This window comes from Parabacteroides sp. HGS0025, from assembly GCF_000969845.1.
In the GTDB taxonomy this organism is placed as follows: domain Bacteria; phylum Bacteroidota; class Bacteroidia; order Bacteroidales; family Tannerellaceae; genus Parabacteroides; species Parabacteroides gordonii.
The window spans coordinates 3,338,030-3,363,449 of record NZ_KQ033902.1 but is presented as its reverse complement, the minus strand read 5'-3'; the positions used below and the strand labels follow the sequence as shown (position 1 = coordinate 3,363,449).

The 25,420-nt window shown below is 49.4% G+C and carries 15 protein-coding genes, 1 pseudogene and 1 riboswitch; of the genes and pseudogenes, 13 read left to right on the top strand and 3 right to left on the bottom strand.

Annotated features, from left to right (window positions below; translation table 11 throughout):
• The first annotated feature begins 122 nt into the window (after positions 1 to 122).
• Positions 123 to 5,657 (top strand): alpha-2-macroglobulin family protein, encoded by a 5,535-nt coding sequence (locus HMPREF1212_RS13290; protein ID WP_046149676.1) that lies wholly within the window; start codon positions 123 to 125, stop codon positions 5,655 to 5,657.
• A gap of 187 nt (positions 5,658 to 5,844) precedes the next feature.
• On the opposite strand, the gene HMPREF1212_RS13285 is transcribed toward HMPREF1212_RS13290, so the two are convergent.
• Positions 5,845 to 6,351: a GAF domain-containing protein gene (locus HMPREF1212_RS13285; protein WP_046149675.1), complete on the bottom strand. Its 507-nt coding sequence runs from the start codon at positions 6,349 to 6,351 to the stop codon at positions 5,845 to 5,847.
• A gap of 76 nt (positions 6,352 to 6,427) precedes the next feature.
• Here HMPREF1212_RS13285 and HMPREF1212_RS13280 point away from each other — a divergent pair, with 76 nt between their 5' ends.
• The 5 genes from HMPREF1212_RS13280 to HMPREF1212_RS13260 all read left to right on the top strand — a co-directional run bounded on the left by HMPREF1212_RS13280 (position 6,428) and on the right by HMPREF1212_RS13260 (position 10,116).
• Entirely contained in the window at positions 6,428 to 7,777 is a 1,350-nt protein-coding gene (locus HMPREF1212_RS13280) for an MATE family efflux transporter (RefSeq protein WP_028726704.1), read from the top strand.
• A 66-nt stretch (positions 7,778 to 7,843) separates the two neighbouring features.
• Positions 7,844 to 8,137 carry a nucleotidyltransferase family protein gene (locus tag HMPREF1212_RS13275; protein ID WP_028726703.1) on the top strand — a complete coding sequence of 98 codons (294 nt, stop codon included), beginning with the start codon at positions 7,844 to 7,846 and terminating at the stop codon, positions 8,135 to 8,137.
• Complete coding sequence (locus HMPREF1212_RS13270) at positions 8,130 to 8,525, top strand: HepT-like ribonuclease domain-containing protein (protein WP_046149674.1); 396 nt, start codon at positions 8,130 to 8,132, stop codon at positions 8,523 to 8,525. Before HMPREF1212_RS13275 ends, HMPREF1212_RS13270 begins: the two co-directional genes overlap by 8 nt.
• Before the next feature lie 4 nt (positions 8,526 to 8,529).
• The gene (locus HMPREF1212_RS13265; RefSeq protein WP_028726701.1) at positions 8,530 to 9,171 is read left to right on the top strand and encodes a cytidylate kinase-like family protein; all 642 of its coding nucleotides are present in this window, start codon (positions 8,530 to 8,532) and stop codon (positions 9,169 to 9,171) included.
• An 18-nt stretch (positions 9,172 to 9,189) separates the two neighbouring features.
• Positions 9,190 to 9,285: riboswitch (TPP riboswitch) on the top strand.
• 60 nt (positions 9,286 to 9,345) lie between these two features.
• Positions 9,346 to 10,116 carry a sulfide-dependent adenosine diphosphate thiazole synthase gene (locus HMPREF1212_RS13260; protein ID WP_028726700.1) on the top strand — a complete coding sequence of 257 codons (771 nt, stop codon included), beginning with the start codon at positions 9,346 to 9,348 and terminating at the stop codon, positions 10,114 to 10,116.
• Positions 10,117 to 10,217: 101 nt separating this feature from the next.
• Here the strand turns inward: HMPREF1212_RS13260 and HMPREF1212_RS13255 are convergent.
• Positions 10,218 to 11,180, bottom strand: a pseudogene (locus HMPREF1212_RS13255) (hypothetical protein).
• A gap of 529 nt (positions 11,181 to 11,709) precedes the next feature.
• Between HMPREF1212_RS13255 and HMPREF1212_RS26690 the strand changes: the two are divergent.
• The 5 genes from HMPREF1212_RS26690 to HMPREF1212_RS13235 all read left to right on the top strand — a co-directional run bounded on the left by HMPREF1212_RS26690 (position 11,710) and on the right by HMPREF1212_RS13235 (position 19,870).
• Positions 11,710 to 12,105 (top strand): DUF6769 family protein, encoded by a 396-nt coding sequence (locus tag HMPREF1212_RS26690; RefSeq protein ID WP_232430095.1) that lies wholly within the window; start codon positions 11,710 to 11,712, stop codon positions 12,103 to 12,105.
• Positions 12,106 to 12,199: 94 nt separating this feature from the next.
• Positions 12,200 to 13,426 (top strand): efflux RND transporter periplasmic adaptor subunit, encoded by a 1,227-nt coding sequence (locus HMPREF1212_RS13250; protein ID WP_046149673.1) that lies wholly within the window; start codon positions 12,200 to 12,202, stop codon positions 13,424 to 13,426.
• A gap of 15 nt (positions 13,427 to 13,441) precedes the next feature.
• A complete protein-coding gene (locus HMPREF1212_RS13245; RefSeq protein WP_046149672.1) occupies positions 13,442 to 16,522 on the top strand; it encodes an efflux RND transporter permease subunit in 3,081 nt (1,026 codons plus the stop codon).
• Positions 16,519 to 17,700: a TolC family protein gene (locus HMPREF1212_RS13240; protein ID WP_028726697.1), complete on the top strand. Its 1,182-nt coding sequence runs from the start codon at positions 16,519 to 16,521 to the stop codon at positions 17,698 to 17,700. The genes HMPREF1212_RS13245 and HMPREF1212_RS13240 overlap by 4 nt, the downstream gene beginning before the upstream one ends.
• Positions 17,701 to 17,827: 127 nt before the next feature.
• Entirely contained in the window at positions 17,828 to 19,870 is a 2,043-nt protein-coding gene (locus HMPREF1212_RS13235) for an SUMF1/EgtB/PvdO family nonheme iron enzyme (RefSeq protein WP_046149671.1), read from the top strand.
• A gap of 86 nt (positions 19,871 to 19,956) precedes the next feature.
• Here the strand turns inward: HMPREF1212_RS13235 and HMPREF1212_RS13230 are convergent, their stop codons facing one another.
• Complete coding sequence (locus tag HMPREF1212_RS13230; RefSeq protein WP_046149670.1) at positions 19,957 to 20,907, bottom strand: NAD(P)H-dependent flavin oxidoreductase; 951 nt, start codon at positions 20,905 to 20,907, stop codon at positions 19,957 to 19,959.
• 113 nt (positions 20,908 to 21,020) lie between these two features.
• On the opposite strand from HMPREF1212_RS13230, the gene HMPREF1212_RS13225 reads away from it, so the two are divergent.
• Positions 21,021 to 23,138 (top strand): M3 family metallopeptidase, encoded by a 2,118-nt coding sequence (locus HMPREF1212_RS13225; RefSeq protein ID WP_046149669.1) that lies wholly within the window; start codon positions 21,021 to 21,023, stop codon positions 23,136 to 23,138.
• 99 nt (positions 23,139 to 23,237) lie between these two features.
• Entirely contained in the window at positions 23,238 to 25,355 is a 2,118-nt protein-coding gene (locus HMPREF1212_RS13220) for a M3 family metallopeptidase (RefSeq protein WP_028726693.1), read from the top strand.
• The last annotated feature ends 65 nt before the right edge of the window (positions 25,356 to 25,420 follow it).

Here is a 25,420-nt window from a genome sequence, read left to right as displayed (position 1 = left end):
TTTAGTTATCACAAAGGTAATTCTTTTTTTACCATAGACATTCCTCTTCTAAAAATAAATATGTACATTCGTGAATTATCTGATTGGCTAAGAATAAGTAGTAACCGTTAATTGAAAGAAATATGGCAAGGTATCTTTATTTGGTGTGTATATGCTATATGCTATGCCTGTTTAGCAGTTGTAATACAAAGAAAGCTGAGGGAGAGGCGGAAGAACTGCCTTTCAATCCGCATGTGGAAGCATTCACTTCCGGTAAGATATCCCGGTATACGCCGGTCTATCTGATCTTCAATCAGGATATCGCTCAGGATAAACTGAAGAGTGACCAATTGAGTAAACTCGTCCGTATCAAGCCCGAGGTGGCCGGAGAGTTCTCTTTTGAAAATAACCGGACGCTCGTATTCAAGCCGGCGAAAAGATTTGAACGGAATACTTCCTATAAGCTGACCGCCAACCTTTCCGAATGGTTCGACGTGACCGGAAAAGACAAGGAGTTTACATTCGAATACTCAACCTTCCCCCTGGCGCTTCGTGCCAACCTGGAGTCGATGGATATCAATGCAAAGAATGAGAATGGCTACGATATAGTCTGTACCTTGCTTACCCCGGATAAGGAAACACCCGAGACGATCGAACCACTGGTGCGCTTCTCCGAGAAAGCGGATGTAGTATGGCAACACAGTCCCGACGGGAAGAAACATCAGGTTACTTTACAGAACGTACAAGCCGGAAATGACGGTGCGCGTACGCTTACCCTCTCCGTTGCTCCGAACAAGCTGGGAGTGGCAGAAGACAAACTCCTCTCCGTCAGTGTGCCGGATATGAACGACTTCGATGTCTATGACGTGACTTACGTAACAGAGCCGGAGCGTTATGTTGAGGTAACATTCACCAAAGACCTCGATTCCTCACAAGATATGCAGGGGCTCGCTTTTATCGCCGGAAATACTTCCGAGACTGTTAATGTGGAAGGAAACCGCCTGCGTTTATATCCCGACAACCAGCGTAAAGGCGTTATGAATGTGCACTTGACCCGCCAGATCCGTAGCAAGAACGGGTTGACACTGAAGGAAGACGTCACCCGCCAGATCGAGATAAATACCTCTTTGCCCGCTGTTAAGTTTATCGGCCAGGGAGTGGTCATCCCGCAATCGACGGAACTACTCGTTCCTTTCCAGGCCGTTTATCTCCGTGGGGTAGTGGTTCGCGTCATAAAGATACTGGAACAGAATATCGGCCAGTTCCTGCAAGTCAATAACCTGGACGGCACTTCCGACCTGATGCGTGTAGGCCGTCTGGTTGCCCGTAAGACCATCTTCCTGGATGAAGACGGCAGCGACCTTTCTGTATGGAACACTTACGCTATCGACCTGAAGAAACTGATGGAGCCGGAACCCGGAGCCATCTACCGCGTAGAACTATCCTTCAATAAAGACCTGTCGGCTTACCCGTGTGACGACTCCGTGAAGGTATCGCGCGAACAACTTCTGGCCGAAGACGAGATCAAGTTTAAAGAGGAAAGCTCCCGTTTCGACGATGGTGGTTACTACTATTACAACGGCGACTTCAACTGGAACGATTACAACTACAACGACCGGAATGATCCCTGCTCAAACAGCTACTATTATAATAAGGTAGAAGGAAAGAACGTACTGGCTACCAATCTGGGACTGATCGCAAAAGCCGGTGAAGACAATGAAATGACTGTCCTGGTGCATAACCTGATCAGCACGAATCCCGAAAACGGTGTCGAAGTATCTGTCTACAATTACCAGAACCAGGTATTGGCTTCCGGTACGACCGACGGTAAAGGAGAGGTGAAGCTGAAGATCGCTTCCGGCAAACCTTTCTATATCATCGCTTCCCTCGGTTACCAACGTTCGTACCTGCGTGTGGACGGTGGGGCGGCACTGTCGTTGAGCTCGTTCGATGTATCCGGAGAAGTGGTGCAGAAAGGCATCAAAGGCTTCATCTATGGTGACCGTGGCGTATGGCGTCCGGGCGATACGCTTTTCCTCAGCTTTATGCTGAACGACCGGGCGAAGAAACTGCCGGCCAACCATCCGGTAGTGATGGAGTTGTATAATCCGCTGGGCCAGCTTTATCTGCGTAAGACACAGACGCGTGGCGAACTGGGTGTTTATTCCTTCGCTATGCCAACCGAACCGGATGCGCCTACCGGAGCCTGGAACGTAAATGTAAATGTTGGTGGTGTCAGCTTTACCAAACGTCTGCGCGTGGAGTCGATCAAGCCGAACCGCCTGAAGATAGACTTGTCTATGCCGAAAAAGACATTGCTGAGAGGTGAACCTCTTGACGGGCGCCTGCATGTGGAATGGTTGCAGGGAGCTACGGCAAGAAACCTTAAATACGATATCCAGGGAACCTTTATATCGACCCCGACAACTTTTAGCGGCTACAAGGATTTCTATTTTGACGATCCGTCTAAAGTCTTTAACAGTGAAGAAAGCAAACTGATCTCCGGTACAACCGACGAGAAGGGAGACGCAACGGTACAAGCGAAGTTCGAGATCGGTTCGACTGCCCCGGGTATGTTGATGGCTAACTTTGTCACCCGCGTTTACGAAGAATCCGGCGATTTCAGTATCGATGCCAACCGGATGTTGTATTCTCCTTATAAACGATATGCCGGTATCAAGTCGCCGCAACAGACACGCGACCAACTGAATACCGGAAGCAACTATACGTACGAAGTCGCTTCGACCGACTACCTCGGAAAACCGCAGGCAGGCACCGAACTCGATGTCCGGATTTATAAAGTATACTGGTACTGGTGGTGGAGTTCGGATAATAGCAGCCTGGCCAACTATGTATCCGACTCTTATAACAAGCCGGTGAAAGAACTGACTGTGCGTACCGGTGAGAATGGCAGGGGCACTTTCCAACTCTCCTTCAGCAATGAGGAATGGGGTACTTATTTTATCTCCGTAAAAGATAAGGAAAGCAAACACTCGACCGGCGTAATGAGCTATTTCGACTGGCCTTATAACGAAGGACGCCGCAATGCCGACGGTAGCGAGTCGGCCAATATGTTGAGCTTCAAGACCGATAAAGATGATTATAAACCGGGTGAGAAACTGGTTATCACCATTCCGTCCGCTAAGGGAAGCCGTGCCATTGTCAGCATCGAGAACGGTACGAAGGTGCTCTCCGTTGCCGAACATACCTGCGACGACCAGCAGACAACGATCAAGCTCGACGTAACGAAGGAGATGCAACCGAATGCCTATGTCTATGTCACCCTGTTGCAACCTCACGGCATTACGCAGAATGACCTGCCGATCCGTATGTACGGCGTAGTACCTTTCACGGTAACCTCTCCGGAAAGCCATCTGTATCCGCAGATAAAAATACCGGATGAGATTAAGCCGGAAGCCAATTATGAAGTGACCGTCTCGGAAAAGGACGGCCGCGAAATGGCTTATACGCTGGCTATCGTAGACGAAGGGTTGCTCGACCTTACCCGTTTCCGTACGCCCGAGCCCTGGAAGGCATTCAATGCCCGTGAAGCGTTGGGAGTAAGCACCTGGGATATGTATAACTATGTGGTCGGTGCCTACGGCGGACGTATCGAGCAACTGTTCAGTATCGGTGGCGACGATGCGTTGAACAAAGGCCCGAAAGCGATCGTCAATCGTTTCAAACCCGTGGTACAGTTCGATGGGCCGTTCCTGTTGAAGAAAGGGGAGAAGCAGCGTCATACCTATACGATGCCGAACTACAACGGCCGTGTCAAGGTGATGGTAGTAGCCGGAAACGGTGAGGCCTACGGACATGCCGACAAGAGCGTATTCGTCCGTAAGCCGGTCATGCTGTTGGGCACTCTGCCCCGTGTGATCGGTGTAGGCGAGGAAATGGTGGTTCCCGCCACTGTCTTTGCTACTGAGAACGGGGTGGGTGACGTTACTGTCTTGATCAGCTGTTCCGGTAATATGGAGGTGATGGGGGCCGCTACCCAGCAGCTTAACTTCACTAATATAGGTGATAAGCAGGCATCGTTCCGTATCAAGGTGAAAGACCAGCCGGGTGCCGGACGGGTAACCATTACGGCTTCGGGCAAAGGGGATAAGTCTGTTTATACGACGGATATCGAGATACGTTCGGTAAGCCGTCCGCAGGTCAAGGTATTGCCTGTAACGCTCGAAGCGGGTAAATCCTGGAAAGAAACGGTCAAACTACCCGGAACGGAAGGAACTAACTCGCTGACGTTGGAAATGTCGGATGTTCCCCCGTTGAATCTTTCTTCCCGTCTGTCGTACCTGATCGGATATCCGCACGGATGCGTGGAGCAGATCACATCCAAAGGCTTCCCGCAACTGTATGTCGGCGAGTTTGCCGCGCTGACAAAACAACAGCAGAACACGACTGAAAATGCCGTGAAAGAGGTAATCCGCCGCTTGCGTTCTTACCAGACCGTAGACGGAGCCTTTTCTTACTGGCCCGGTGGTACGAGCAGTAACGGATGGGGTACGGTTTATGCAACGCACTTCCTGTTGTCGGCCGAAACGAAAGGGTATCTCGTTCCCGACGGAATGAAGCGCAATGTATTGAACAACCTGCGCCGTGTTGCCCGCGACTGGAAACCGGTGACTACCTATTATTCCCGTTCGGAAGAAATGACACAGGCTTATCGTTTGTACGTGCTGGCTTTAGGACAGGCACCGGAGGTAGGTGCGATGAACCGCCTGAAAGAGAATAAGTCGCTTGCCCCGATGAGCCGTTGGCTGCTGGCTTCCGCTTATGCGCTGGTGGGCCGTACCGATGTGGCAAAAGACCTGATCGGTAAAACAACCGAAGTGAAAACCGATTACTCCGATTACGACCTGACGTTCGGTAGCGACCTGCGCGACCAGGCGATCCGCCTGATGACGTTGACGTTGCTGGGTGACGGTAAAGAAGCAGCTGTTCTGACCCGCGATATCTCGAAAGTCCTCTCGTCGGATGACTGGCTGAGTACGCAGTCGACTGCTTTCGCATTGGTTTCGCTCTCTGAATATATGGGTAAATATAAGGTGTCCGGTACGATGGACTTCTCGTATGCCTGTGCAGGAAAGAGTGACAAAGTAAGTACTACCAAGAATATCTGGACGGAAGTCCTGCTGGATAAGGCCGGAACTTCTGCTTCCGTGGAACTGAAAAATACCGGTAAGTCTACCTTGTTCGCCCGCGTTATTACCGAAGGTATTCCGGCACAGGGCAAGGAAGAAGCCTATGCAAACGGCATCTCACTGGCAGTTAGCTATACCGATCAGGACGGCCGTGCGGTGGATGTGGCTGACTTGCCGCAAGGAACGAACTTCATCGCAGTCGTTACCGTGAAGAACCCTACCGCCCGCGGCATCAACAATGTGGTACTGACGGAAATATTCCCTGCCGGTTGGGAGATACTTAATACCCGCTTCCTTAATGAAGGGGCAACGGATAACAAAACTATCGGGGTAGACTATCAGGATATCCGCGACGACAAAGTGTATAGTTATATCGACTATCTGCCTTCCGGCCGTCAGGTAACGGTAAAGATCAACCTCTGCGCCGTCTATCCGGGTCGTTTCTATCTGCCGCCTGTTTATTGCGAAGCAATGTATGATAACCTGACCCGTGCGAATACGGAAGGGAAGGAAGTCGTTGTTAAGTAGGTATATATTAGTAAATAAGTAGGGGCCTTTTATATCAAAGGCCCCTACTTATTAATTCTACCCTGTACACCGTAGTTGGTTATCCTGTACACCCTGGTTCTCCAGCCTGTAGAGGATAATCGGCCAGGGTGTACAGGGTAATTTTAATGCATAGGGACTTTTGTGCTAAAAGGTAGTAAGGAACGAGTTAGTTCCCTGCCTCTTCGGTATTAGTCGTATAGGTAGCCGAAAGCATTTTGCATATATTTTCCAGATACAGGGCATCCGTCTGGTCGAAACTATTCAGGGTATCGCTGTCAATATCGAGTACAGCAACAACTTTGTCGTTGTGAATAACCGGTACTACGATCTCCGATTTCGAGTCGGAACTGCAGGCTATATGTCCGGGGAACTGATCCACATCCGGTACCACCTGTGTACGTGCCTCTTCCCATGCCGTACCGCAAACGCCTTTCCCCCGGCGGATACGTGTACAGGCCAATGGCCCTTGGAAGGGAGCAAGTACCAGCACATCCTCTTTTACCCTGTAAAAACCTACCCAGAAGAAGTTGAAGGTCTGCTTCAACGCGGCTGCTATGTTTGCCATATTGGCTATCACATCCGTCTCACCGGCCAGCAACGACTCTATCTGCGGGAGCAACGTCTGGTATTGTTGCTCCTTATTTCCATCACTTACGATTAAATTCTCTGCCATCTTTTAAACTATTATAGTAAAACAAAGGTAAAAATTAATCGTAAATATCCGTACCTTTGCACATCAATTGGTTTTTATGGCAAAACAAAACTCTCCTCTGGTACTCGGTACCGAACGTATTGGAAAGCTGCTTACGCAGTACGCAATTCCGGCAATTATAGCCATGACGGCTTCTTCGCTCTATAACATGGCAGACAGTATTTTCATCGGACATGGGGTTGGCCCGCTGGCTATCTCCGGTCTGGCCCTGACCTTCCCGCTGATGAACCTGGCGGCGGCTTTCGGCTCGCTGGTAGGGGTGGGGGCTTCCACGCTTGTGTCTGTCAAGCTCGGTCAGAAGGATTATGACGGGGCGAATAAGGTGCTGGGCAATGTGCTCGTACTGAATGTGCTGCTGGGGCTGGCCTTTACCTTTGCATTTTTATTTATGCTTGATCCGATCCTTTACTTCTTCGGGGCAAGCGAGCATACGATAGCTTATGCCCGTGACTATATGGAGATTATCCTGTATGGTAACGTTATTACCCACATGTATCTGGGATTGAATGCCGTGCTACGTTCGTCCGGTTTCCCGAAACTGGCGATGTATGCAACGTTGGCTTCGGTCGTGATCAACTGTGTGCTGAACCCTATCTTTATCTTCGGCTTTGATTGGGGGATCAAAGGCTCGGCCTGGGCAACGGTCATCTCGCAGGTTATTTCGCTGACGGGACAGTTTATCCATTTCTCCCGTCCGACGCAGTTGCTTCATTTCAAGAAAGGGATTTATAAGTTGAGGAAAGAGATCGTAAAAGGTATTCTTTATATCGGGATGTCTCCTTTTCTGATGAACCTTTGTTCCTGCCTGATCGTGATCCTGATCAACCGCGGGTTGAAGGAGCATGGCGGCGATATGGCGATTGGTGCTTACGGTATCGTGAACCGTATTATCTTCCTGTTCGTCATGATCATAATGGGCTTCAACCAGGGAATGCAGCCGATTGCCGGATATAATTTCGGTGCCCGTTTATATCCCCGTGTGACGGAAGTAACGAAGCTGACTATGAAGTGGGCTATCGGGGTGGCTACGGCCGGTTTCCTGTTGTGCCAGTTGTTCCCGACCCTGATCGTTCATATGTTTACGACGGATGACGAGCTGGTGAAAGCGGCTGTGTTTGGCCTGCACATCGTGTTTGCCGTCTTCCCGATCGTTGGCTTCCAGATGGTGGCGACCAACTTTTTCCTTTCGATCGGTATGTCGAAGAAAGCGATCTTCCTGTCCCTTACCCGGCAAATGTTGTTCCTGATCCCTTGTCTGATCATCCTTCCCCGTTTCTTCGGAACCTTGGGTGTCTGGATCAGTATGCCGGTAGCCGATACGATCGCCACGGTGGTCACGGCTCTTGTACTGGTTAATCAGTTCAGGAAGTTCAAGGAGCATAATTAAGTGGATTATCTGCTTGTAAATAAAAATAAGAAATCCTATCTTTGTCTTGTTACGAAATAGTTCATTATGAAAACAAAGACAGAATATTTGGAACTGCTCCGTTTGTATAAGCAACAAATGGCAGAGCGGTATGGCATTATCCGGCTTGGGATATTCGGTTCTGTGTCTCGTAATGAGCAAAAGGAAGATAGCGATTTGGATGTTTGTGTGGAGATGAAAGAACCGGATGGTTTCATCCTTCTGAATATCAAATACGAACTGGAAGATTTGCTGAAGTGTAAAATAGATATAGTCCGTTTGCGTGATAATATGAATGCTTTACTGAAACGGAATATAGATAGAGACGGAATCTATGTGTAAAGAAGAGATTGCATTATTATTGGAGCAAATAAGAGACTCGCTGGCTGTAGTCATGGAGAGGGCTCTTGTCGTAAAGACTGTGGAAGACTTTACACATTCTGCTGATGGAATGATGCGTCTCGATAGTATTTGTATGCAATTGGTAACTGTAGGTGAAGCGATAAAGAATATAGACAAATATACGAATAAAGAACTTTTCCCCCGATATCCTTCTATTGACTGGAGAAGTGTAATGGGATTACAGGATATAATTGCTCATCAATATTTTAATGTAGATGCAGACATTATCTTCCGTATAGTAAAAGTAAATATACCGGAGTTACTGATTGTAATAGATCATATTATTGCAGATCAAAAGGAAGAATCCTTAAAAGAAAATACTGAATAAGTTTATGGATAACAAAATCATATTGACCATTGGCCGTCAGTTTGGCAGTGGTGGTCGTGAGGTAGGGCAGAAGCTGGCTAAGGCGTTGGGAATCGCTTATTATGATAAGGAACTGATGGCTGTAGCTGCTAAGGAAAGTGGTTTGAGTGAGGAATTTTTCGAAAAGGCGGACGAGCGTGCTTCCAGTGGGTTGTCTTATGCCTTTACGATGGGATATTCGTATATGGGGATGTTCACGCCTTATAATGATATTCTTTCCAACGACGGATTATTCAAGTTCCAGAGTGATGCCATCCGTAAACTGGCTGCCGAGCAATCATGCATACTGGTGGGACGTTGTGCCGATTATATCCTGCGTGATGATCCGGATTGCCTGAGCTTCTTTATCCATAATAATATGGAGAACCGTATCCAGCGTATCCTCGAGTACCAACCCGTAACCGTGGAGCAGGCAAAGGAACTTATGGCGAAAACCGACAAATCACGTGCCGCCTACTATAATTATTATACTAATAAGGAATGGGGAGTAGCCTCGTCCTACAACTTCTCTATCGACGTATCTGTATTGGGTGTAGACGAAACCGTCGAGTTCATGAAAAGTTTTGTTGAACGGAAAATGGAGAAACGGCCGCCGCATTTCGGATAATTTACTATCTTTGCCGCTGACTTATCATAGGGGTGCCTTAATATACAGGCTGAGATTATACCCATAGAACCTGCCCGGGTAATGCCGTGAAGGGAGAATCGGTAGAATTGCTAAATAAAGGAGAGCTTAACCTCTATGTGCTCTCCGATGTTTAAACACTAATTTATTATTGTAATGGAACAAATCGTTTCAACAGGAATTATTGACTCTTATTTTGCGAAACTGAAGAGCAATTTATCAATTGATGTGGCTATTGTAGGCGGTGGCCCTTCTGGTATCGTAGCTGCTTATTACCTGGCAAAAGCCGGTAAGAAAGTTGCTCTTTTCGACCGTAAACTGGCTCCTGGCGGAGGTATGTGGGGCGGAGCCATGATGTTCAATGATATTGTCGTACAGGAAGAAGCGATGCCGATCGTGAAGGAGTTGGGCGTTACTTATCACGATGCAGGTAACGGCACTTATATTATGGACTCGGTTCATACTACTTCGGCTCTGATCTATCAGGCAACAAAGGCCGGTGCAACGATCTTCAACTGCTATTCGGTAGAAGATGTGGTATTCCACAATGATGCCGTTGCAGGTGTTGTTGTAAACTGGGCCCCTGTTATCCGTGAGGGTATGCATGTAGACCCGCTGACTATTATGGCGAAAGCTGTATTGGAAGGTACAGGACACGATTGCGAAGTGGCACGCACAGTTGCCCGTAAGAACGATATCCGTTTGAATACCCCGACAGGCGGTGTGATCGGCGAACGTTCACTGAACGTAGAGCTGGGCGAACAGACCACAGTAGAGAATACAAAGGAAATCTATCCGGGATTATTCGTTTCCGGTATGGCAGCCAACGGCGTAAGCGGTAGTTTCCGTATGGGGCCGATCTTTGGCGGTATGCTGATGAGCGGAAAGAAAGCAGCCGAGCTGATCTGCGAAAAGCTGGATAAATAATACGGAATAACAAGGTATTATAATACAAAAGGACGGTCATCCTGTTTTTGGGATTTCCGTCCTTTTCTGATATAGTAACATAAAAACTTACCTATGTCCTGTTACATGTTCTCTACAATCTCCCGTTGTTTCTTGAAAAACTGTATTCTTTGCATCTCACCGCTTTCGGAGATCATAGTCGAGAACTTCCTGAGCGACTGAACCCATTCCTTCATGCTTTTACACATGTCTTTATCTCTCGATGTGATCGAGTTGATCGAAAATATCCGGATCAGGCTCAGTTGCAGACTGGATGTTTCCACATAGCTGTAAGTCGCTTCGAAGTTGATGTTGGAGATATAGATATGTACATCTTTCCCTGTATCGAACTTTCCTTTGGAGGCTATTGCTTCCAGGTCGTCCAGTAACTGAAGAAGATCTGCCTGCAGGTTGGTCACTTCTTCATCCGTAATAAGGTGGATGCTGGCAAAATATTTAATGTCGTTTACCAGATAGTGAAACATCATACAATCCCAGATATAATTCGTTGTCTGTATGTACTGCGTGGCTTTGACAAAATCTTTTTGTACCTGCTTTAGCTCGTCCGAGAGAGTTTACTCCGAAAAATACTTTACACAGTTCACCTTCTCATTCTGGTACATCCATTTGAATAAGCGGAACTTCGACAAGTTCTCATATTGCAGGTAAAAAGTCTGCGGAATCATATTCGATGCCGTGCTCAGTTCTGAAGTCGGATCGTCGTGCAACGCTTCAAAGACTTCAAGATAGTGGTCAAGAATAGTATAATACGTTTTGATAGGATCTGAATAATGTAAAAGATTCAGGTCGAACATCGCGTTGTTAGTATAACTTATACCCACGATCTGGTCCAGTGAAACTCCCATCTTCTTTGAAATGATAGAAGCTTCGTTGAGTGTGAAAGGAACTTCACCGCGTAATCTGCGATACACGGCTTCTTTTCCTATATAAAGTATATCCATCAGCGTATTCGCCAGGTTTACGCCATCAGGTATTTTATTCTTCATCACCTCAATCAGGTTTGTATTTAATACATCTGTATTCATTACCAAATTCTCCCTTTTAAAAATATATATGTTCATTTATTAAACAATATACGGGACGTAATGTTTCGGAAAACGCAACAAACATGTTTGCGACCACGTGGATGTTGCGAATATCTGACAAGCGGGTGCGGAGATTATACGAATAAGAAATAAGCGGGATGCAAAATACCTTATATCCGAAATAAAACTCCCGTTTTTGCTTAGTAAATTCGCATATCTCAATGAAAGAGAGATAATGATGGTTTGGATGGATAGTTATTATCGCTTAATATTAAACAAAGTGATTGTGAATTGAGATAGCATTAGAATGGATGAACTTTATTTTATTTTAGTCTTAGATTTTTTGTTTATAAATTATTTGACCTAACCAAACATTTGCTTGTATAATCAGAATGAGTAGACCACTAATGCTAATACCATGAACAGCTGCCCAGCTGAGAGGTGACCTCTCGGCCGGGTTTTTTTATGATATATCTTGCATTTGCCATTGAGTTGCAAAATAAACTTCCTATTTTTGCAGCATAAAGTTATGAAAGCGAAAGAAAAGATAGTCCGTTATGTCATGCTGCTGGCAAGTATTGTCATGCTGCTGTCGGTGGTGATACCTCATCATCACCATAGCAACGGGATGCCTTGCTTCAAGTCGCTGACTACCGATACCCACAGTCATAAGAGTGCTTCTTCGCACGATTGCGGGTGCAACGGGCACAATCTGGCACTCTTTACTTCATTGCTTTCCCATGCGAGTGATCTCGATGTCAGTCACTTGCTTTTCCCTTTGCAAGTTTTATTTGATTATATTAACCCTCCTGAACCGGCCTTTTGCGGACATACTTTTGACCGAGGCCGAGCCTTTTATATTGAGTCCCTGCACGATACGTGGATAACGTGTGCAAGTGGCCTGCGAGCCCCCCCTGTGTTGTAATTGCTATGGATCAGAGCGAACCTTATTCGCTTTCCGGTGTTCTATCAAAGCGCCGGACTAATATTTATTTGCATTAATAACACATTATAATACAATGAGAAAGATATATTTATTGTGGGTTTTATGCGCCTACGTACTTGCAGGCTGTAGTGGTGGAGCTACTAAGCAGGAAGAGCATAATCATGATCATGAAGCACACGAACATGAAGAAGGACACGACCACGATCACGAGGGACATGATCATGAACATGAGGGTCACGATCATGGAAAGGAAGCGGCGACTACTGCTGCACATTCCAATGAGATCATTTTCAAAGAAGAACTGGCCAAGGCTGTCGGTTTGCAGACAAAGGTCGTGGAGCCGGCTCCTTTCACGGATGTCATAAAGACAAGCGGAAGCATACTGGCTGCCCAGGGTGACGAAACAACCGTTGTAGCCACTGTGCCCGGTATCGTTACTTTCGGAAACTTATCGTTTGTAGACGGTGCTGCCGTACGTAAAGGGCAGGCCATTCTGAGCCTGGCCTCTAATACGCTTTCGGATGGTAACGTAGCCGCCCGTGCCAAATATGCCTACGAGAATGCGAAGAAGGAGTATGAACGTATGGAGCAGTTGGTAGGCGACAAGATTGTTTCGGCCAAAGACTTCGAGCAGGCTCGTCTGAACTATGAAAATGCAAAGGTGGCCTATGAAGCGGTTGCCGGAAAGCAAACGGCGAACGGTGTATCGGTCGTATCCCCGATGAACGGTTATCTGAAGAACCTGCAGGTGAAGGAAGGGGATTATGTGGCAGTGGGACAGCCATTGGCAACGATCTCGCAGAACAGCCGCCTGGTACTTCGTGCCGAGGTTTCGGAAAAGTATTATCAATATCTTCCGGCTGTTCAGTCCGCCAACTTCCGTACACCTTATGATGATAAGGTCTATAAGCTCTCCGATCTTCACGGGCGCATGCTCTCTTTCGGAAAAGCGTCGGATGCCAATTCATTCTATATCCCTGTGACTTTCGAATTTGATAACAAGGGAGCCGTGATACCCGGTTCGTTTGTGGAGATCTATCTGCTGACTTCTCCGATGGAGGAGGTGCTGAGTGTTCCCGTTTCCGCTTTAATAGAGGAGCAGGGTGTTTACTCCGTGTTTATCCGCCTGGATGAAGAAGGTTACCAAAAGCGGGAGGTGAAACTGGGTGCCAATAACGGTTCGGAAGTACAGATACTCTCCGGATTGAAACCGGGTGAAACGGTGGTTACACAAGGTGCCTATCAGATCAAACTGGCTTCTGCATCCAATGCTATTCCGGCTCATACGCATAATCATTAATGGGAGGAGCCTTATATGCTGAATAAAATTATATATTACTCGCTGCATAACAGGTTGGTAGTCCTGATCTGTGCATTGCTGCTGATGATAGCGGGGACGTATACAGCCTTTCATACGGATGTAGACGTATTCCCGGATTTGAATGCCCCTACCGTAGTTATCATGACAGAAGCTAACGGTATGGCTCCCGAAGAGGTGGAACGCCTGGTTACTTTCCCGGTGGAAACAGCGGTGAACGGTGCGATGGACGTGCGCCGTGTACGTTCTTCCTCTACTACCGGCTTCTCAGTCGTGTGGGTAGAATTCGACTGGGGAACGGATATCTATCGTGCCCGTCAGATCGTATCGGAGAAACTGGCCGTGGTAAGCGAAAGCCTTCCGGAGAATGTAGGGAAGCCGACATTGGGCCCGCAGTCTTCCATCCTCGGTGAAATGATGATTATCGGTCTGACCGCCGACTCTACTTCTTTGCTCGATCTGCGTACGATAGCCGACTGGACGATCCGTCCGCGCCTGCTCTCGACCGGCGGTGTGGCACAGGTAGCCGTGATTGGCGGTGATATTAAAGAATACCAGATCCTGCTCGACCCCGCTCGCATGAAACATTACGGAGTAGGGTTGGATGAAGTTCTGACCGTTTGCCGTAACATGAACCGTAACGCCAATGGTGGCGTACTGTATGAATATGATAACGAATACATTATCCGTGGCGTTCTTTCCACACCCAAAGCGGATGAGCTGGCTAAAGGAGTGATAAAGACAGTAGACGGTTTCCCGGTGCTGTTGGAGAATGTCGCTACGGTCAAGGTTGGAAGCAAAAGCCCGAAACTGGGTACCGCATCCGAACGGGGCAAACACGCCGTCTTGATCACGGTCACCAAGCAGCCGAATACCAGTACGATCGACCTGACGAATAAGCTGGACGGTATTGTGGCCGACCTTCAAAAGAGCTTGCCTTCGGATGTGAAAGTCTCTACCGACATCTTCCGTCAGAGCCGCTTCATCGACAGCTCCATTAATAATGTAAAGAACAGTCTGTTTGAAGGAAGTTTCTTCGTTGTGATCGTATTGTTCCTATTCCTGATGAACATCCGTACCACGGTGATCTCTCTGGTGGCGTTGCCGCTGTCGTTGCTGGTCTCTATCCTGGTGCTGCATTATATGGGGATGACTATTAATACCATGTCGCTGGGAGGTATGGCGATCGCTATCGGTTCGTTGGTGGATGATGCGATTGTGGATGTGGAGAATGTGTACAAGCGGATACGGGAGAACCGGATGTTGCCGCCCGACGACAGGCGTTCGATACTGGAAGTGGTGTATGACGCTTCCCGCGAGGTGCGTATGCCGATCCTCAACTCTACGTTGATCATCGTTGTCAGCTTCGTTCCGTTGTTCTTCCTTCACGGGATGGAAGGACGTATGCTGGTGCCGCTGGGCGTCGCATTTATTGTTGCCCTTTTCGCTTCGACCATCGTGGCGCTTACGCTGACTCCGGTATTGTGTAGCTATCTGCTGAACCGGAAAGCGACCGACCAGAAGATCGATAAAGAAGCATGGGTGGCCCGTAAGTTGAAAGAATGGTATGGCCGTGCGTTACAAGTAGCGTTGACACATAAGAAAGTGGTGCTGGGCTGTACCTTCGGTCTGTTTATCGTGGCACTCGGTATCTTCTTTACATTGGGCCGCAGCTTCCTGCCGCCTTTCAACGAAGGATCGTTTACGATCAACGTAAGTTCGCTGCCGGGTATCTCGCTGGACGAATCGGATAAGATGGGACACCGTGCAGAAGAACTCCTGATGCAGGTACCCGAAATACAGACGGTAGCCCGTAAGACCGGACGTGCCGAACTGGATGAACACGCTTTGGGCGTGAACGTGTCCGAGATCGAAGCCCCTTTCGTCTTGAAAGACCGTAGCCGGGAAACAGTCATGAATGATGTGCGTAAGAAGCTGTCCACTATCAGCGGAGCCAATATCGAGATCGGCCAGCCTATCTCTCACCGTATCGATGCGATGCTTTCGGGTACGGAAGCCAATATCGCCATCAAGCTGTTCGGTACCGACCTGAACCGTCTCTTTACGATCGGTAACGATATCAAGAACTCGATCCAGAGCATTCCCGGTCTGGTAGACCTCAAGGTGGAACAACAGATCGAACGTCCGCAGCTGACCATCACGCCCAAACGCGAACTGATGGCGAAGTACGGAATACCTCTTCCCGAGTTTGAAGAATATATTAATGTAATGCTGGGCGGCGAAGTTGTCAGCCAGGTATATGACGACGGCAAGACCTTCGACCTGACTGTTAAGACTTCGGACGAGAGCCGTGCCACGATGGAAGATATCAGCAACCTGATGATCGACGCGGGCGGAAAGAAGATCCCGTTGAGCTACGTCGCCGAAGTACGTTCCGTGACCGGCCCGAATACGATCAACCGTGAGAATGTACAGCGTAAACTGGTGATCAGTGCCAACGTCTCCGAACGCGACCTGCGCAGCGTGGTAAACGATATCCAGAATAAAGTAGGCACCTCGATCCAACTGCCCGAAGGCTATCATATCGAATACGGCGGACAATTTGAAAGCGAACAGGCTGCCAGCCGTACTTTGCTGCTCACTTCCCTGATGTCGTTGCTGGTGATCTTCCTGTTGCTTTACAACGAGTTCAAGAATGCAAAGGAGAGTGGCGTGATCCTGTTGAACCTGCCGTTGGCCTTGATCGGGGGTGTGTTCATCCTGTGGCTTACTTCGGGCGAGATCAGTATCCCGGCCATTATCGGTTTCATCTCGTTGTTCGGTATCGCTACCCGTAACGGTATGTTGCTGATCAGCCATTACGCACAGTTGCGTAGCGAAGGCTTCTCGGTGTATGATGCCGTGATACACGGTTCGCTTGACCGCCTGAACCCGATCCTGATGACGGCTTTGAGTTCGGCACTGGCACTGATCCCGCTTGCTTTGAACGGCGACCTGCCCGGCAATGAGATACAAAGTCCGATGGCAACCGTTATCCTGGGAGGTTTGCTGACATCTACCTTCCTCAACGGGTTTATCATCCCTATTGTTTATCTTTTAATGAATAAGGAAAAATGAAACAATTCATAATAATAGCCACTTTGGCATCTGCGGTACTTTCGGCGAGCGGGCAAAACTCCATCGACGAAGTGCTGCGCAGTATCGAAGCCAATAACAAAGAGCTGCAGGCAAACGGTCAGTTGACTGTCTCGAAGAAGCTGGAAGCCAAGCTCGACAATAACCTGCCCGACCCTTCCGTCTCCTATGTACATCAGTACGGCAACCGGGAGGGGATGGGAATACAGGGGGAGCTGGTTGCTTCCCAGTCGTTCGACTTCCCTTCAGTCTATGTGCAGAAGAATAAACTGGCCAAGTCGAAAGCAGCCAGTTACGACCGTCAGGGGGCGGAGTTCCGTCAGCAGATCCTTTTACAGGCGAAAGAGCTTTGCCTGGATCTGGTGTTGCTGAACCAGCAGAAGGCTTTGCTCGACCAGCGCCGGCAAAATGCGGAACAGTTGTCCGAACTGTATGCCACGCGTCTGCAATCGGGGGATGCCAATATCCTGGAGACGAATAAGATCAACTTGGAACTGTTGAATGCAAAGACCGAAGCCCGCATGAACGAAGCTACCCGTATCGCCAAGTTGCAGGAACTGGCCACGCTGAACGGCGGCATCGCCATCGAATTCACGGATACGGCCTATACTCCGGTAAAAGAGCTCTTATCCTTTGAAGAGTTGCGTTCGGAAGCGGTCACTTCCAATCCGCAGTTGCTGACATTGAAAAGCGAGCAGATCGCGGCGCAGCGACAGTTGAGCGTGAATAAATCGAAAGGGCTGCCCGGCTTCGAACTGGGCTATCGCCTGAATACGGCGACGGGGGGCGAACGCTTCAACGGTTTTCTGGTAGGTGTCACCATCCCGTTGTTCTCGAACCGCAATAATGTGCGGCAGGCCAAAGCCCAGTCGCTTTATACAGATCTGCAACTGGAAAGCACCACCTCTACGGTTGAAAGCGAATTGCGTCAACTGTATAACCAGTCGTTGGCTCTCCGTACTTCTATGGACGAATACAATGCCGTCCTGAAAAGCCAGAACAACCTCGCCCTGCTGAATAAGGCTATCCAGACCGGACAGATCAGTATGATCGAGTATTTCGTGGATGTGACGACATTGTATCAGAGCATGCAGAATTATATGCAGTTGCAGAACGAGTACCAGAAGGTGATGGCACAATTGTATAAATATAAATTATAGGTAATAGTCGGAAGGCAATCTTGGGAGGGCAGGTTTCGAACCTGCCCTTTTTTTGTTATTTCTTTTATTGTATATAGAACAATATACGTATCTTTATTCCTTGAAATCTGCAAATAACGAATGAAAGATGAGAAACACAACAATCTTATGTTATAGCCTTTGCGCCCTGCTGGCAACCACTACTTACGCCCAGGAGAAGAATACGCTGGGCATGGAACTGGTACACATACCCGAAGGTTCTTTCCACATGGGAAGCCACGGAGTAGGAGAGAACTTTGACGAAGCACCCATCCACCCGGTTACGATCAGCCGTCCCTTCCTGATGGGCGCCACCGAGGTAACGAACGCACAATACGAATGCTTCGATCCCGCCCATAAAGCACTCAGGGGCAAGTATGGCCTTTCCAACGGAGACGACGAAGCCGTTGTCTTCGTCAGCTACCCTGAAGCAAAAGCCTTCTGCGACTGGCTGTCGGAGAAGGAAGGCAAAACCTACCGTCTCCCGACCGAAGCCGAATGGGAATACGCTTGCCGCGCCGGAACGTACTGGCACTTCTGGATGGACGACGGACTGCACGGCATCTTCCATAAGAACCAGCAAAACGTATGGGGCACCGACTCGACCATCAACCTGACGGTAGGGAAGACCCGCCCCAATCCTTTCGGACTCTACGATATGCACGGCAATGTAGAAGAATGGTGCAGCGACTGGTACGGCCCTTACGAAGCGACTGCACAAACCGATCCGGTAGGCCGTGCCGACGGCTTATATAAAGTAACGCGCGGCGGAAGCCATAGCACCCCGGAACGTTTCTTGCGTTCGGCCAACCGCATGGCGATGATCCCCGAAGACAAACACTGGCTGACCGGCTTCCGTGTCGTGCAGGCCGACATGCCGACGACCGGGCCGCTTCCCGCGTTGGAACCGGCCGTGGAAGAGAATATCTCACAAAGCAAATATAATTGGAACGCACCCTCGAAAGAACCGTTCTTTGCCGAGCCGCTTGTCTATGTGAATGCGCCCGATTGTCATTCCGGCGTTCCTTTCTACCGGCATAACCATTGTCCGGCTATCAGTTGGTGCGATAATGGCGACCTGCTGGCTATCTGGTTCACCTGCGATGAAGAGTCGGGGCGGGAAATGACTATCCTGGAAAGCCGCCTGAAAGCCGGCAGTAACGAATGGAGCCAGCCCCGCGAGTTCTTCCGGGTGCCCGACCGGAATGTGACCGGCTCGTCACTCCTGAACAATAACGGCACATTGATCCACATGAATGGCGTAGAAGCTGCCGGAACCTGGGAAACCTTGGCAATGGTGATGCGAACCAGCACCGACAATGGTGCCACCTGGAGTCGTCCCCGTATCGTTGCCCCCGAACATGCCCGCCGCCATCAGGTGATAGCCGGTTCCTTCCGCACGAAAGAAGGCTGGCTGGTGCAGGCTGCCGACGCCACTCCCCGCAGTGATGGAGGAACAGCTCTGCATATGAGCCGCGACGGAGGACAAACATGGGAGGATATGGGACAAGCCTTTCCCGGACGGGTGAACCCCGGCAAGTTCGAAGCAGGACAGTCCGGCGGGACGATTGCCGGTATCCATGCCGGTGTAGTGCAGCTTTCCGACGGCCGCTTTATGGCTTTGGGACGTGGCGACGGTATCGTTAACGAAGCCGGACTGATACGGATGCCGATGAGTATCTCAGAAGATAACGGAAAGACATGGACATATAGTGCTTCCGAGTTCCCCCCGATCGACGGCGGGCAACGCCTGGTGCTGATGCGCCTGCAAGAAGGGCCTATTCTCCTGATCTCTTTCACCCATCATCCTTTCCGCCTGAAGAACGGCCTGGAAGGAATGACCTTCAAAGATAAGGACGGCCAGGAATATACGGGCTACGGAATGTATGCCGCCCTCTCGTTCGACGACGGGAAGACTTGGCCGGTAAAGAAGTTACTGACCGATGGCAAGGAACGCTTTATGGATGGCGGTGCCTGGACAGGCTTCTTCGATATGGATAGCACTCATGCCGAACCCCGTGGCTATCTGGCAGGAACACAATCGCCGGATGGTACGATCCATCTGGTCAGCAGCCGTAATCATTACCGTTTCAACCTGCCGTGGCTGGTGGAATATGCGGAGGTAAGAAAAGTTTCATCCGGGAGAAACTAAAGTTTCACTAGGGAGAAACACTTGTTTCTTCCGCATGAAACACTTGTTTCTCCTAGGTGAAACAGAAGTCATTTCTCGACCGGCTGTCAGCAGGATGCCGAACCGTCTGTCAGGCGGGTAAGCATCTGCCGGTAGCCGGTCATAATATCTTCGATCGCTTCCGCTACCGTCTCTTCTTTCCTGAACAGGGCGGCTACCTGGCCGATCTCCAGTTCGCCTTCTTCCAGGTTGCCTTCGAACATGCCTTTCTTGGCTCTGCCTTTTCCGAGTAACGCGCGCATTTCCTCTACCGATGCACCCCGCGCTTCGGCTTCTTCCACAGCAGAGGTGAAACCGCCTTTTACCAGACGGGTGGGAGCCAGCTTCTTCAGCAGCAATTTCGTATCACCTTCATTCAGATTAAGGCAAAGCTGCTTGAAGTTTTCGTGTGCGGAACTTTCCCGGGTCAGGGCGAAACGGGTACCGATCTGTACACCTTCGGCTCCGAGGGCAAAAGTAGCCAGCATCGCATCGCCCGTACCTATGCCGCCCGCAGCAAGGAGTGGGAGAGAAGTTGCCCGGCGTACGGCAGGGATCAGGCAAAGGGTCGTCGTCTCTTCCCGTCCGTTATGTCCGCCGGCTTCAAAGCCTTCGGCTACGATCGCGTCGACACCGACTTCTTCACATTTGGCTGCAAAGAGGGAACTGCTTACCACATGCACGACCGTCATGCCGTGCTCCTTCAGGAACGGTGTCCATTTCTTCGGGCTTCCGGCCGAGGTAAAGACTATCTTTACCCCTTCTTCCACCAGGATGTTCATCAGGCTTTCTATCTCCGGATACATTAAGGGGACATTGACGCCGAACGGTTTGTCGGTCGCCGCCTGGCATTTCCGGATGTGTTCGCGAAGTACTTCGGGATGCATGGAACCGGCTCCCAGTAAACCCAGTCCGCCTGCATTGCTGACAGCCGAAGCCAGCCGCCAGCCGCTACACCATACCATCCCGCCTTGTATAATGGGGTATTTAATACCGAATAACTCACATATTCTGTTCATGGCTCATCTATTTATAATGTTAAGGAGACAAAGTAAAATAAAACTTCCCTATCTTTGTAGGCCTCGTTATATAAATAATGTGGATATAAATTAATTCTTACAATATAATAGTTATGAACAAAGCGCTTATGGCTGCCGGACTGGCAGTAGTTTTGGGAGCATGCAGCTCTTCAAAGAAAAGCGATGTAGCCGAGACTACACCCAATCCTTTCTTTACGGAGTACACAACCCCGTTCGGTGTCCCTCCCTTCGATAAGATCGAGGTAGCCCATTACGAACCGGCCTTCCTGAAAGGGATGGAAGAGCATAAAAAGGAAATCGACGCCATTGTTAACAACACTGAAGAGCCGACCTTCGAAAACACGATTGTCGCTCTTGACCAATCCGGCGAGTTACTGAATAAAGTACTGTATGCTTTCGGAGGCCAGTCGAGTGTGAACACCACCGACGAGATACAGGAGCTGGAGCAGGAACTCTATCCTCTTTTCTCCGCCCATTCGGATGATATCAGCCTGAACCCGGCTCTCTTTGCCCGTGTGAAAGCTGTTTATGACAACCAGGCTTCGCTCGGTCTGGATAAGGAACAGAAGAAATTGCTGGAAGAAACCTACAAAGGATTCGTACGCGGAGGTGCCAACCTGGATGCCGACAACCAGGCCAAGCTGCGTGAGTTGAACGAGAAGATCTCCGTGCTGGAGCTTACTTTCGGCCAGAATATGCTGAAAGAAACCAATGCATTCAAGTTGGTTATTGATAAGAAGGAAGACCTGGCAGGCCTGCCCGAATCGCTGGTTGCCGCTGCTGCCGAAACAGCCGCTGCCGACTCGATGGAAGGGAAATGGGTTTTCACGCTGCATAACCCGAGTGTGATGCCGTTCTTGCAATATGCCGATAACCGTGCTTTGCGTGAAAAGATCTTCAAGGCTTATATCAACCGTGGCAATAACGGCAACGAGAATGATAACAAGGAAGTCGTGAAACAGCTGGTTGCCGCCCGCCTCGACAAAGCGAAGCTGCTGGGTTACGAAGACTTTGCCGCTTACGTGCTGGAAGAGAATATGGCGAAGAACGAAAAGAACGTATATAACCTGCTCGACCAGGTGTGGACTCCGGCTTTGAAAAAGGCGAAGGAAGAACTGGCCGACATCAACGCCGAGATCAGGAAAGAGGGCGGTAACTTCGATGCCGAAGGCTGGGACTGGCGTTATTATGCCGATAAGGCACGCCAGGCTAAATTCAATATGGATGAAAACGAAGTGCGTCCGTACCTGGAACTCAACCATGTGCGTGACGGTGCTTTCTATGTGGCAAATAAATTGTACGGTATCACCTTCACCGAAATCAAGGATATACCGAAGCCCGATCCCGATGCGTATGCATTCGAATGCAAGGACAAAGACGGCAGCCCGCTGGGTGTCCTCTACATGGACTTCTACACACGTCCCGGCAAGAGCGGCGGTGCCTGGTGCGGTGGTTACCGTTCGCAGACTTATAAGGATGGCAAGCGCGTCGATCCGATTGTGACGACTGTCTTCAACTTCAGCAAACCGGCTGCCGGACAACCTGCCTTGTTGAGTGCCGATGAAGCGGAAACGGTTTTCCACGAATTCGGACATGCCCTGCATAGCTTGTTCGGTGACGTTCACTATTATGGCGTTGCTGATGTTCCGCGCGACTTTGTTGAATTGCCTTCGCAGGTGAACGAACATTGGGTATTTGAACCGGAAGTACTGAAAGTATATGCCAAGCATTACGAAACCGGCGAGGTCATTCCTCAGGAACTGGTCGACAAGATCGTGAAGAGCGGCAAGTACGGACAAGGTTTTGCCACAGTCGAATACCTGGCTGCTTCCCTGCTCGATATGGATTATCATATCCTGAAAGAACAACAGCCCGATATGGATGTCGAAGCATTCGAAGCCAATGCCCTGAACAGCCGCGGCCTGATCCGTCAGATTCCGCCGCGTTACCGCACTACCTATTTCAGCCATACGATGACAGGTGGTTACACCGCCGGCTATTACAGCTACATCTGGGCTGAAGTATTGGATGCCGATGCTTTCGAAGCCTATAAGGAAACCGGCGATATCTTCAATCCCGAAGTGGCAACCAAGTTCCGTACCTATGTCCTGACTCCGGGCGGTATCGACGATGCAATGGTCATGTACAAAAACTTCCGTGGCAAAGAACCGAGCATCGAACCATTACTTAAAAACAGAGGTTTAAAATAAGATTATCTTACATACTGTTGATAGAGAAGCCTTCCTGTATTTTGGAAGGCTTCTCTTTTTTTATATCTTTGCGTTAATAAAATACTTAAACAGAACAACATGAAGAAAATGATTATGGCAGCCGGTATAGCCGTTGCACTTAGTGCTTGTAGTTCGCCGGGGAAAAAGTCTGAAACCACAGCTCCCGGGGATATTTTCCTGACAGAGTTCACGACCCCGTTTGGTGTTCCTCCTTTCGACAAGATCACATTAGAGGATTATATGCCTGCCTTTAAAGCAGGGATAGCCGAGCAACAGAAAGACATTGAAGCTATTGTTAACCAGAAGGCTGCACCCGATTTCGAAAATACGATCGTGGCACTCGACCAGAGCGGAAAGCTGCTGCGCCGGATAAGCCCTGTTTTCTATGGCCAGAACAGTGCCAATACCAACGATGATATGCAGGCATTGAGTCGCGAGCTCTCTCCGCTGCTGTCGAAGAACAGCGACGATATCCGTCTGAACGCGGAACTGTTCAAACGCGTAAAGGCCGTATACGACAACCAGGAGTCGATGAACCTCGACAAGGAACAGAAGAAGTTGCTGGAAGAAACCTACAAGGATTTTGTACGTGGCGGTGCCAACCTCGATGCCGAAAAACAGGCTCGCCTGCGTGAACTGAACAGCGAGATATCCATGCTCCAACTCACCTTCGGACAGAATATGCTGAAGGAAACCAACGCTTTCAAGCTGGTGATCGACAATAAGGCCGACCTGGCAGGTTTGCCCGAAAGCCTGGTGCTGAATGCCGAAGCAGCTGCCCGCGCCGCCGGAATGGAAGGCAAATGGGTCTTCACCCTGCACAATCCGAGCGTAATGCCTTTCCTGCAATATGCCGACAACCGCGCTTTGCGTGAAAAGATATTCAACGGTTATATCAACCGTGGCAATAACGGCAACGATGCCGACAATAAAGAAGTAGTACGCAAACTGATCTCCCTTCGTCTGGAAAAAGCCAAACTGATGGGTTACGACGATTACGCTTCCTTCGTCCTGGAAGACCGTATGGCAAAGACATCCGATAAGGTGTATGCCCTGCTGGATGAAATCTGGACACCCGCTATCGGCAAGGCAAAAGCCGAACTGGCCGACATCAACGCCGAGATCAGGAAAGAAGGCGGCAACTTCCAGGCTGAAGGCTGGGATTGGCGTTACTATTTCGAGAAAGCAAAGAAAACCAAATTCGACCTCGACGAGAACCAGGTGCGCCCGTATCTGAAACTAGAGAACGTGCGCGACGGTGCTTTCTATGTTGCCAACAAGCTGTACGGCATCACTTTTACCCCGATAAAGGATATCCCTCTGCCATATCCCGATGCAGAAGCATTCGAATGTAAAGACAAGGACGGCACACATCTAGGCGTGTTGTATATGGACTACTTCCCGCGTGCCAGCAAAAAAGGTGGTGCCTGGTGCGGTACTTACCGTTCGCAGACTTATCAGGATGGCAAGCGCCAGGCTCCTGTCGTAACGATCGTTTGCAACTTCTCGCAGCCGTCTCCGGGTCAACCTGCCTTGTTGAGTGCCGACGAAGCCGGTACATTGTTCCATGAGTTTGGACATGGCCTGCACAACCTGTTTAAGGATGTACATTATTATGGTGTATCGGGTGTTCCCCGCGACTTCGTTGAGTTGCCTTCACAGATCATGGAACATTGGGTATTTGAACCGGAAGTGTTGAAGGTTTACGCCAAACATTACCAGACAGGCGAAGTGATCCCGGCCGAACTGATCGAGAAACTGGATAAGAGCGGCAAGTACGGTCAGGGCTTTGCTACGACCGAATATCTGGCTGCTTCCCTGCTGGATATGGATTTCCACGTATTGAAGGAAGTTCATGACGGTGCAGACGTGATGAAGTTTGAAGAAACCGTATTGGGTGACCGTGGCCTGTTGAAACAGATCCCGCCGCGTTACCGCACTACGTATTTCAACCATACGATGGGCGGCGGTTACACAGCCGGTTATTACAGTTATATCTGGGCCGAAGTGCTCGACTCCGATGCTTACCAAGCATTCAAGGAAAGCGGCGACATCTTCAACCCCGAAGTGGCTGCCAAGTTCCGTACTTATGTCCTGACTCCGGGCGGTATCGACGATGCAATGGATATGTACAAGAATTTCCGTGGCAAAGAACCTAACACCGAACCGTTGCTGAAGAACAGAGGTTTGAAGTAAGATCATAAACAAGGATAACGCGGAACACGCGGACAATCACAGATTAGGGTGTCTACTATATACTA

What these genes read in the sequence shown, in the direction of transcription:
- HMPREF1212_RS13225 (WP_046149669.1), top strand. Translation starts at nt 21,021, where the DNA reads ATGAACAAAGCGCTTATGGCTGCCGGACTGGCAGTAGTTTTGGGAGCA.
- HMPREF1212_RS13275 (WP_028726703.1), top strand. Translation starts at nt 7,844, where the DNA reads ATGAAAACAAAGACAGAATATTTGGAACTGCTCCGTTTGTATAAGCAA.
- HMPREF1212_RS13285 (WP_046149675.1), bottom strand. Translation starts at nt 6,351, where the DNA reads ATGGCAGAGAATTTAATCGTAAGTGATGGAAATAAGGAGCAACAATAC.
- HMPREF1212_RS13270 (WP_046149674.1), top strand. Translation starts at nt 8,130, where the DNA reads ATGTGTAAAGAAGAGATTGCATTATTATTGGAGCAAATAAGAGACTCG.
- HMPREF1212_RS13240 (WP_028726697.1), top strand. Translation starts at nt 16,519, where the DNA reads ATGAAACAATTCATAATAATAGCCACTTTGGCATCTGCGGTACTTTCG.
- HMPREF1212_RS13245 (WP_046149672.1), top strand. Translation starts at nt 13,442, where the DNA reads ATGCTGAATAAAATTATATATTACTCGCTGCATAACAGGTTGGTAGTC.
- HMPREF1212_RS13230 (WP_046149670.1), bottom strand. Translation starts at nt 20,907, where the DNA reads ATGAACAGAATATGTGAGTTATTCGGTATTAAATACCCCATTATACAA.
- HMPREF1212_RS13290 (WP_046149676.1), top strand. Translation starts at nt 123, where the DNA reads ATGGCAAGGTATCTTTATTTGGTGTGTATATGCTATATGCTATGCCTG.
- HMPREF1212_RS13280 (WP_028726704.1), top strand. Translation starts at nt 6,428, where the DNA reads ATGGCAAAACAAAACTCTCCTCTGGTACTCGGTACCGAACGTATTGGA.
- HMPREF1212_RS13265 (WP_028726701.1), top strand. Translation starts at nt 8,530, where the DNA reads ATGGATAACAAAATCATATTGACCATTGGCCGTCAGTTTGGCAGTGGT.
- HMPREF1212_RS13220 (WP_028726693.1), top strand. Translation starts at nt 23,238, where the DNA reads ATGAAGAAAATGATTATGGCAGCCGGTATAGCCGTTGCACTTAGTGCT.
- HMPREF1212_RS26690 (WP_232430095.1), top strand. Translation starts at nt 11,710, where the DNA reads ATGAAAGCGAAAGAAAAGATAGTCCGTTATGTCATGCTGCTGGCAAGT.
- HMPREF1212_RS13260 (WP_028726700.1), top strand. Translation starts at nt 9,346, where the DNA reads ATGGAACAAATCGTTTCAACAGGAATTATTGACTCTTATTTTGCGAAA.
- HMPREF1212_RS13250 (WP_046149673.1), top strand. Translation starts at nt 12,200, where the DNA reads ATGAGAAAGATATATTTATTGTGGGTTTTATGCGCCTACGTACTTGCA.
- HMPREF1212_RS13235 (WP_046149671.1), top strand. Translation starts at nt 17,828, where the DNA reads ATGAGAAACACAACAATCTTATGTTATAGCCTTTGCGCCCTGCTGGCA.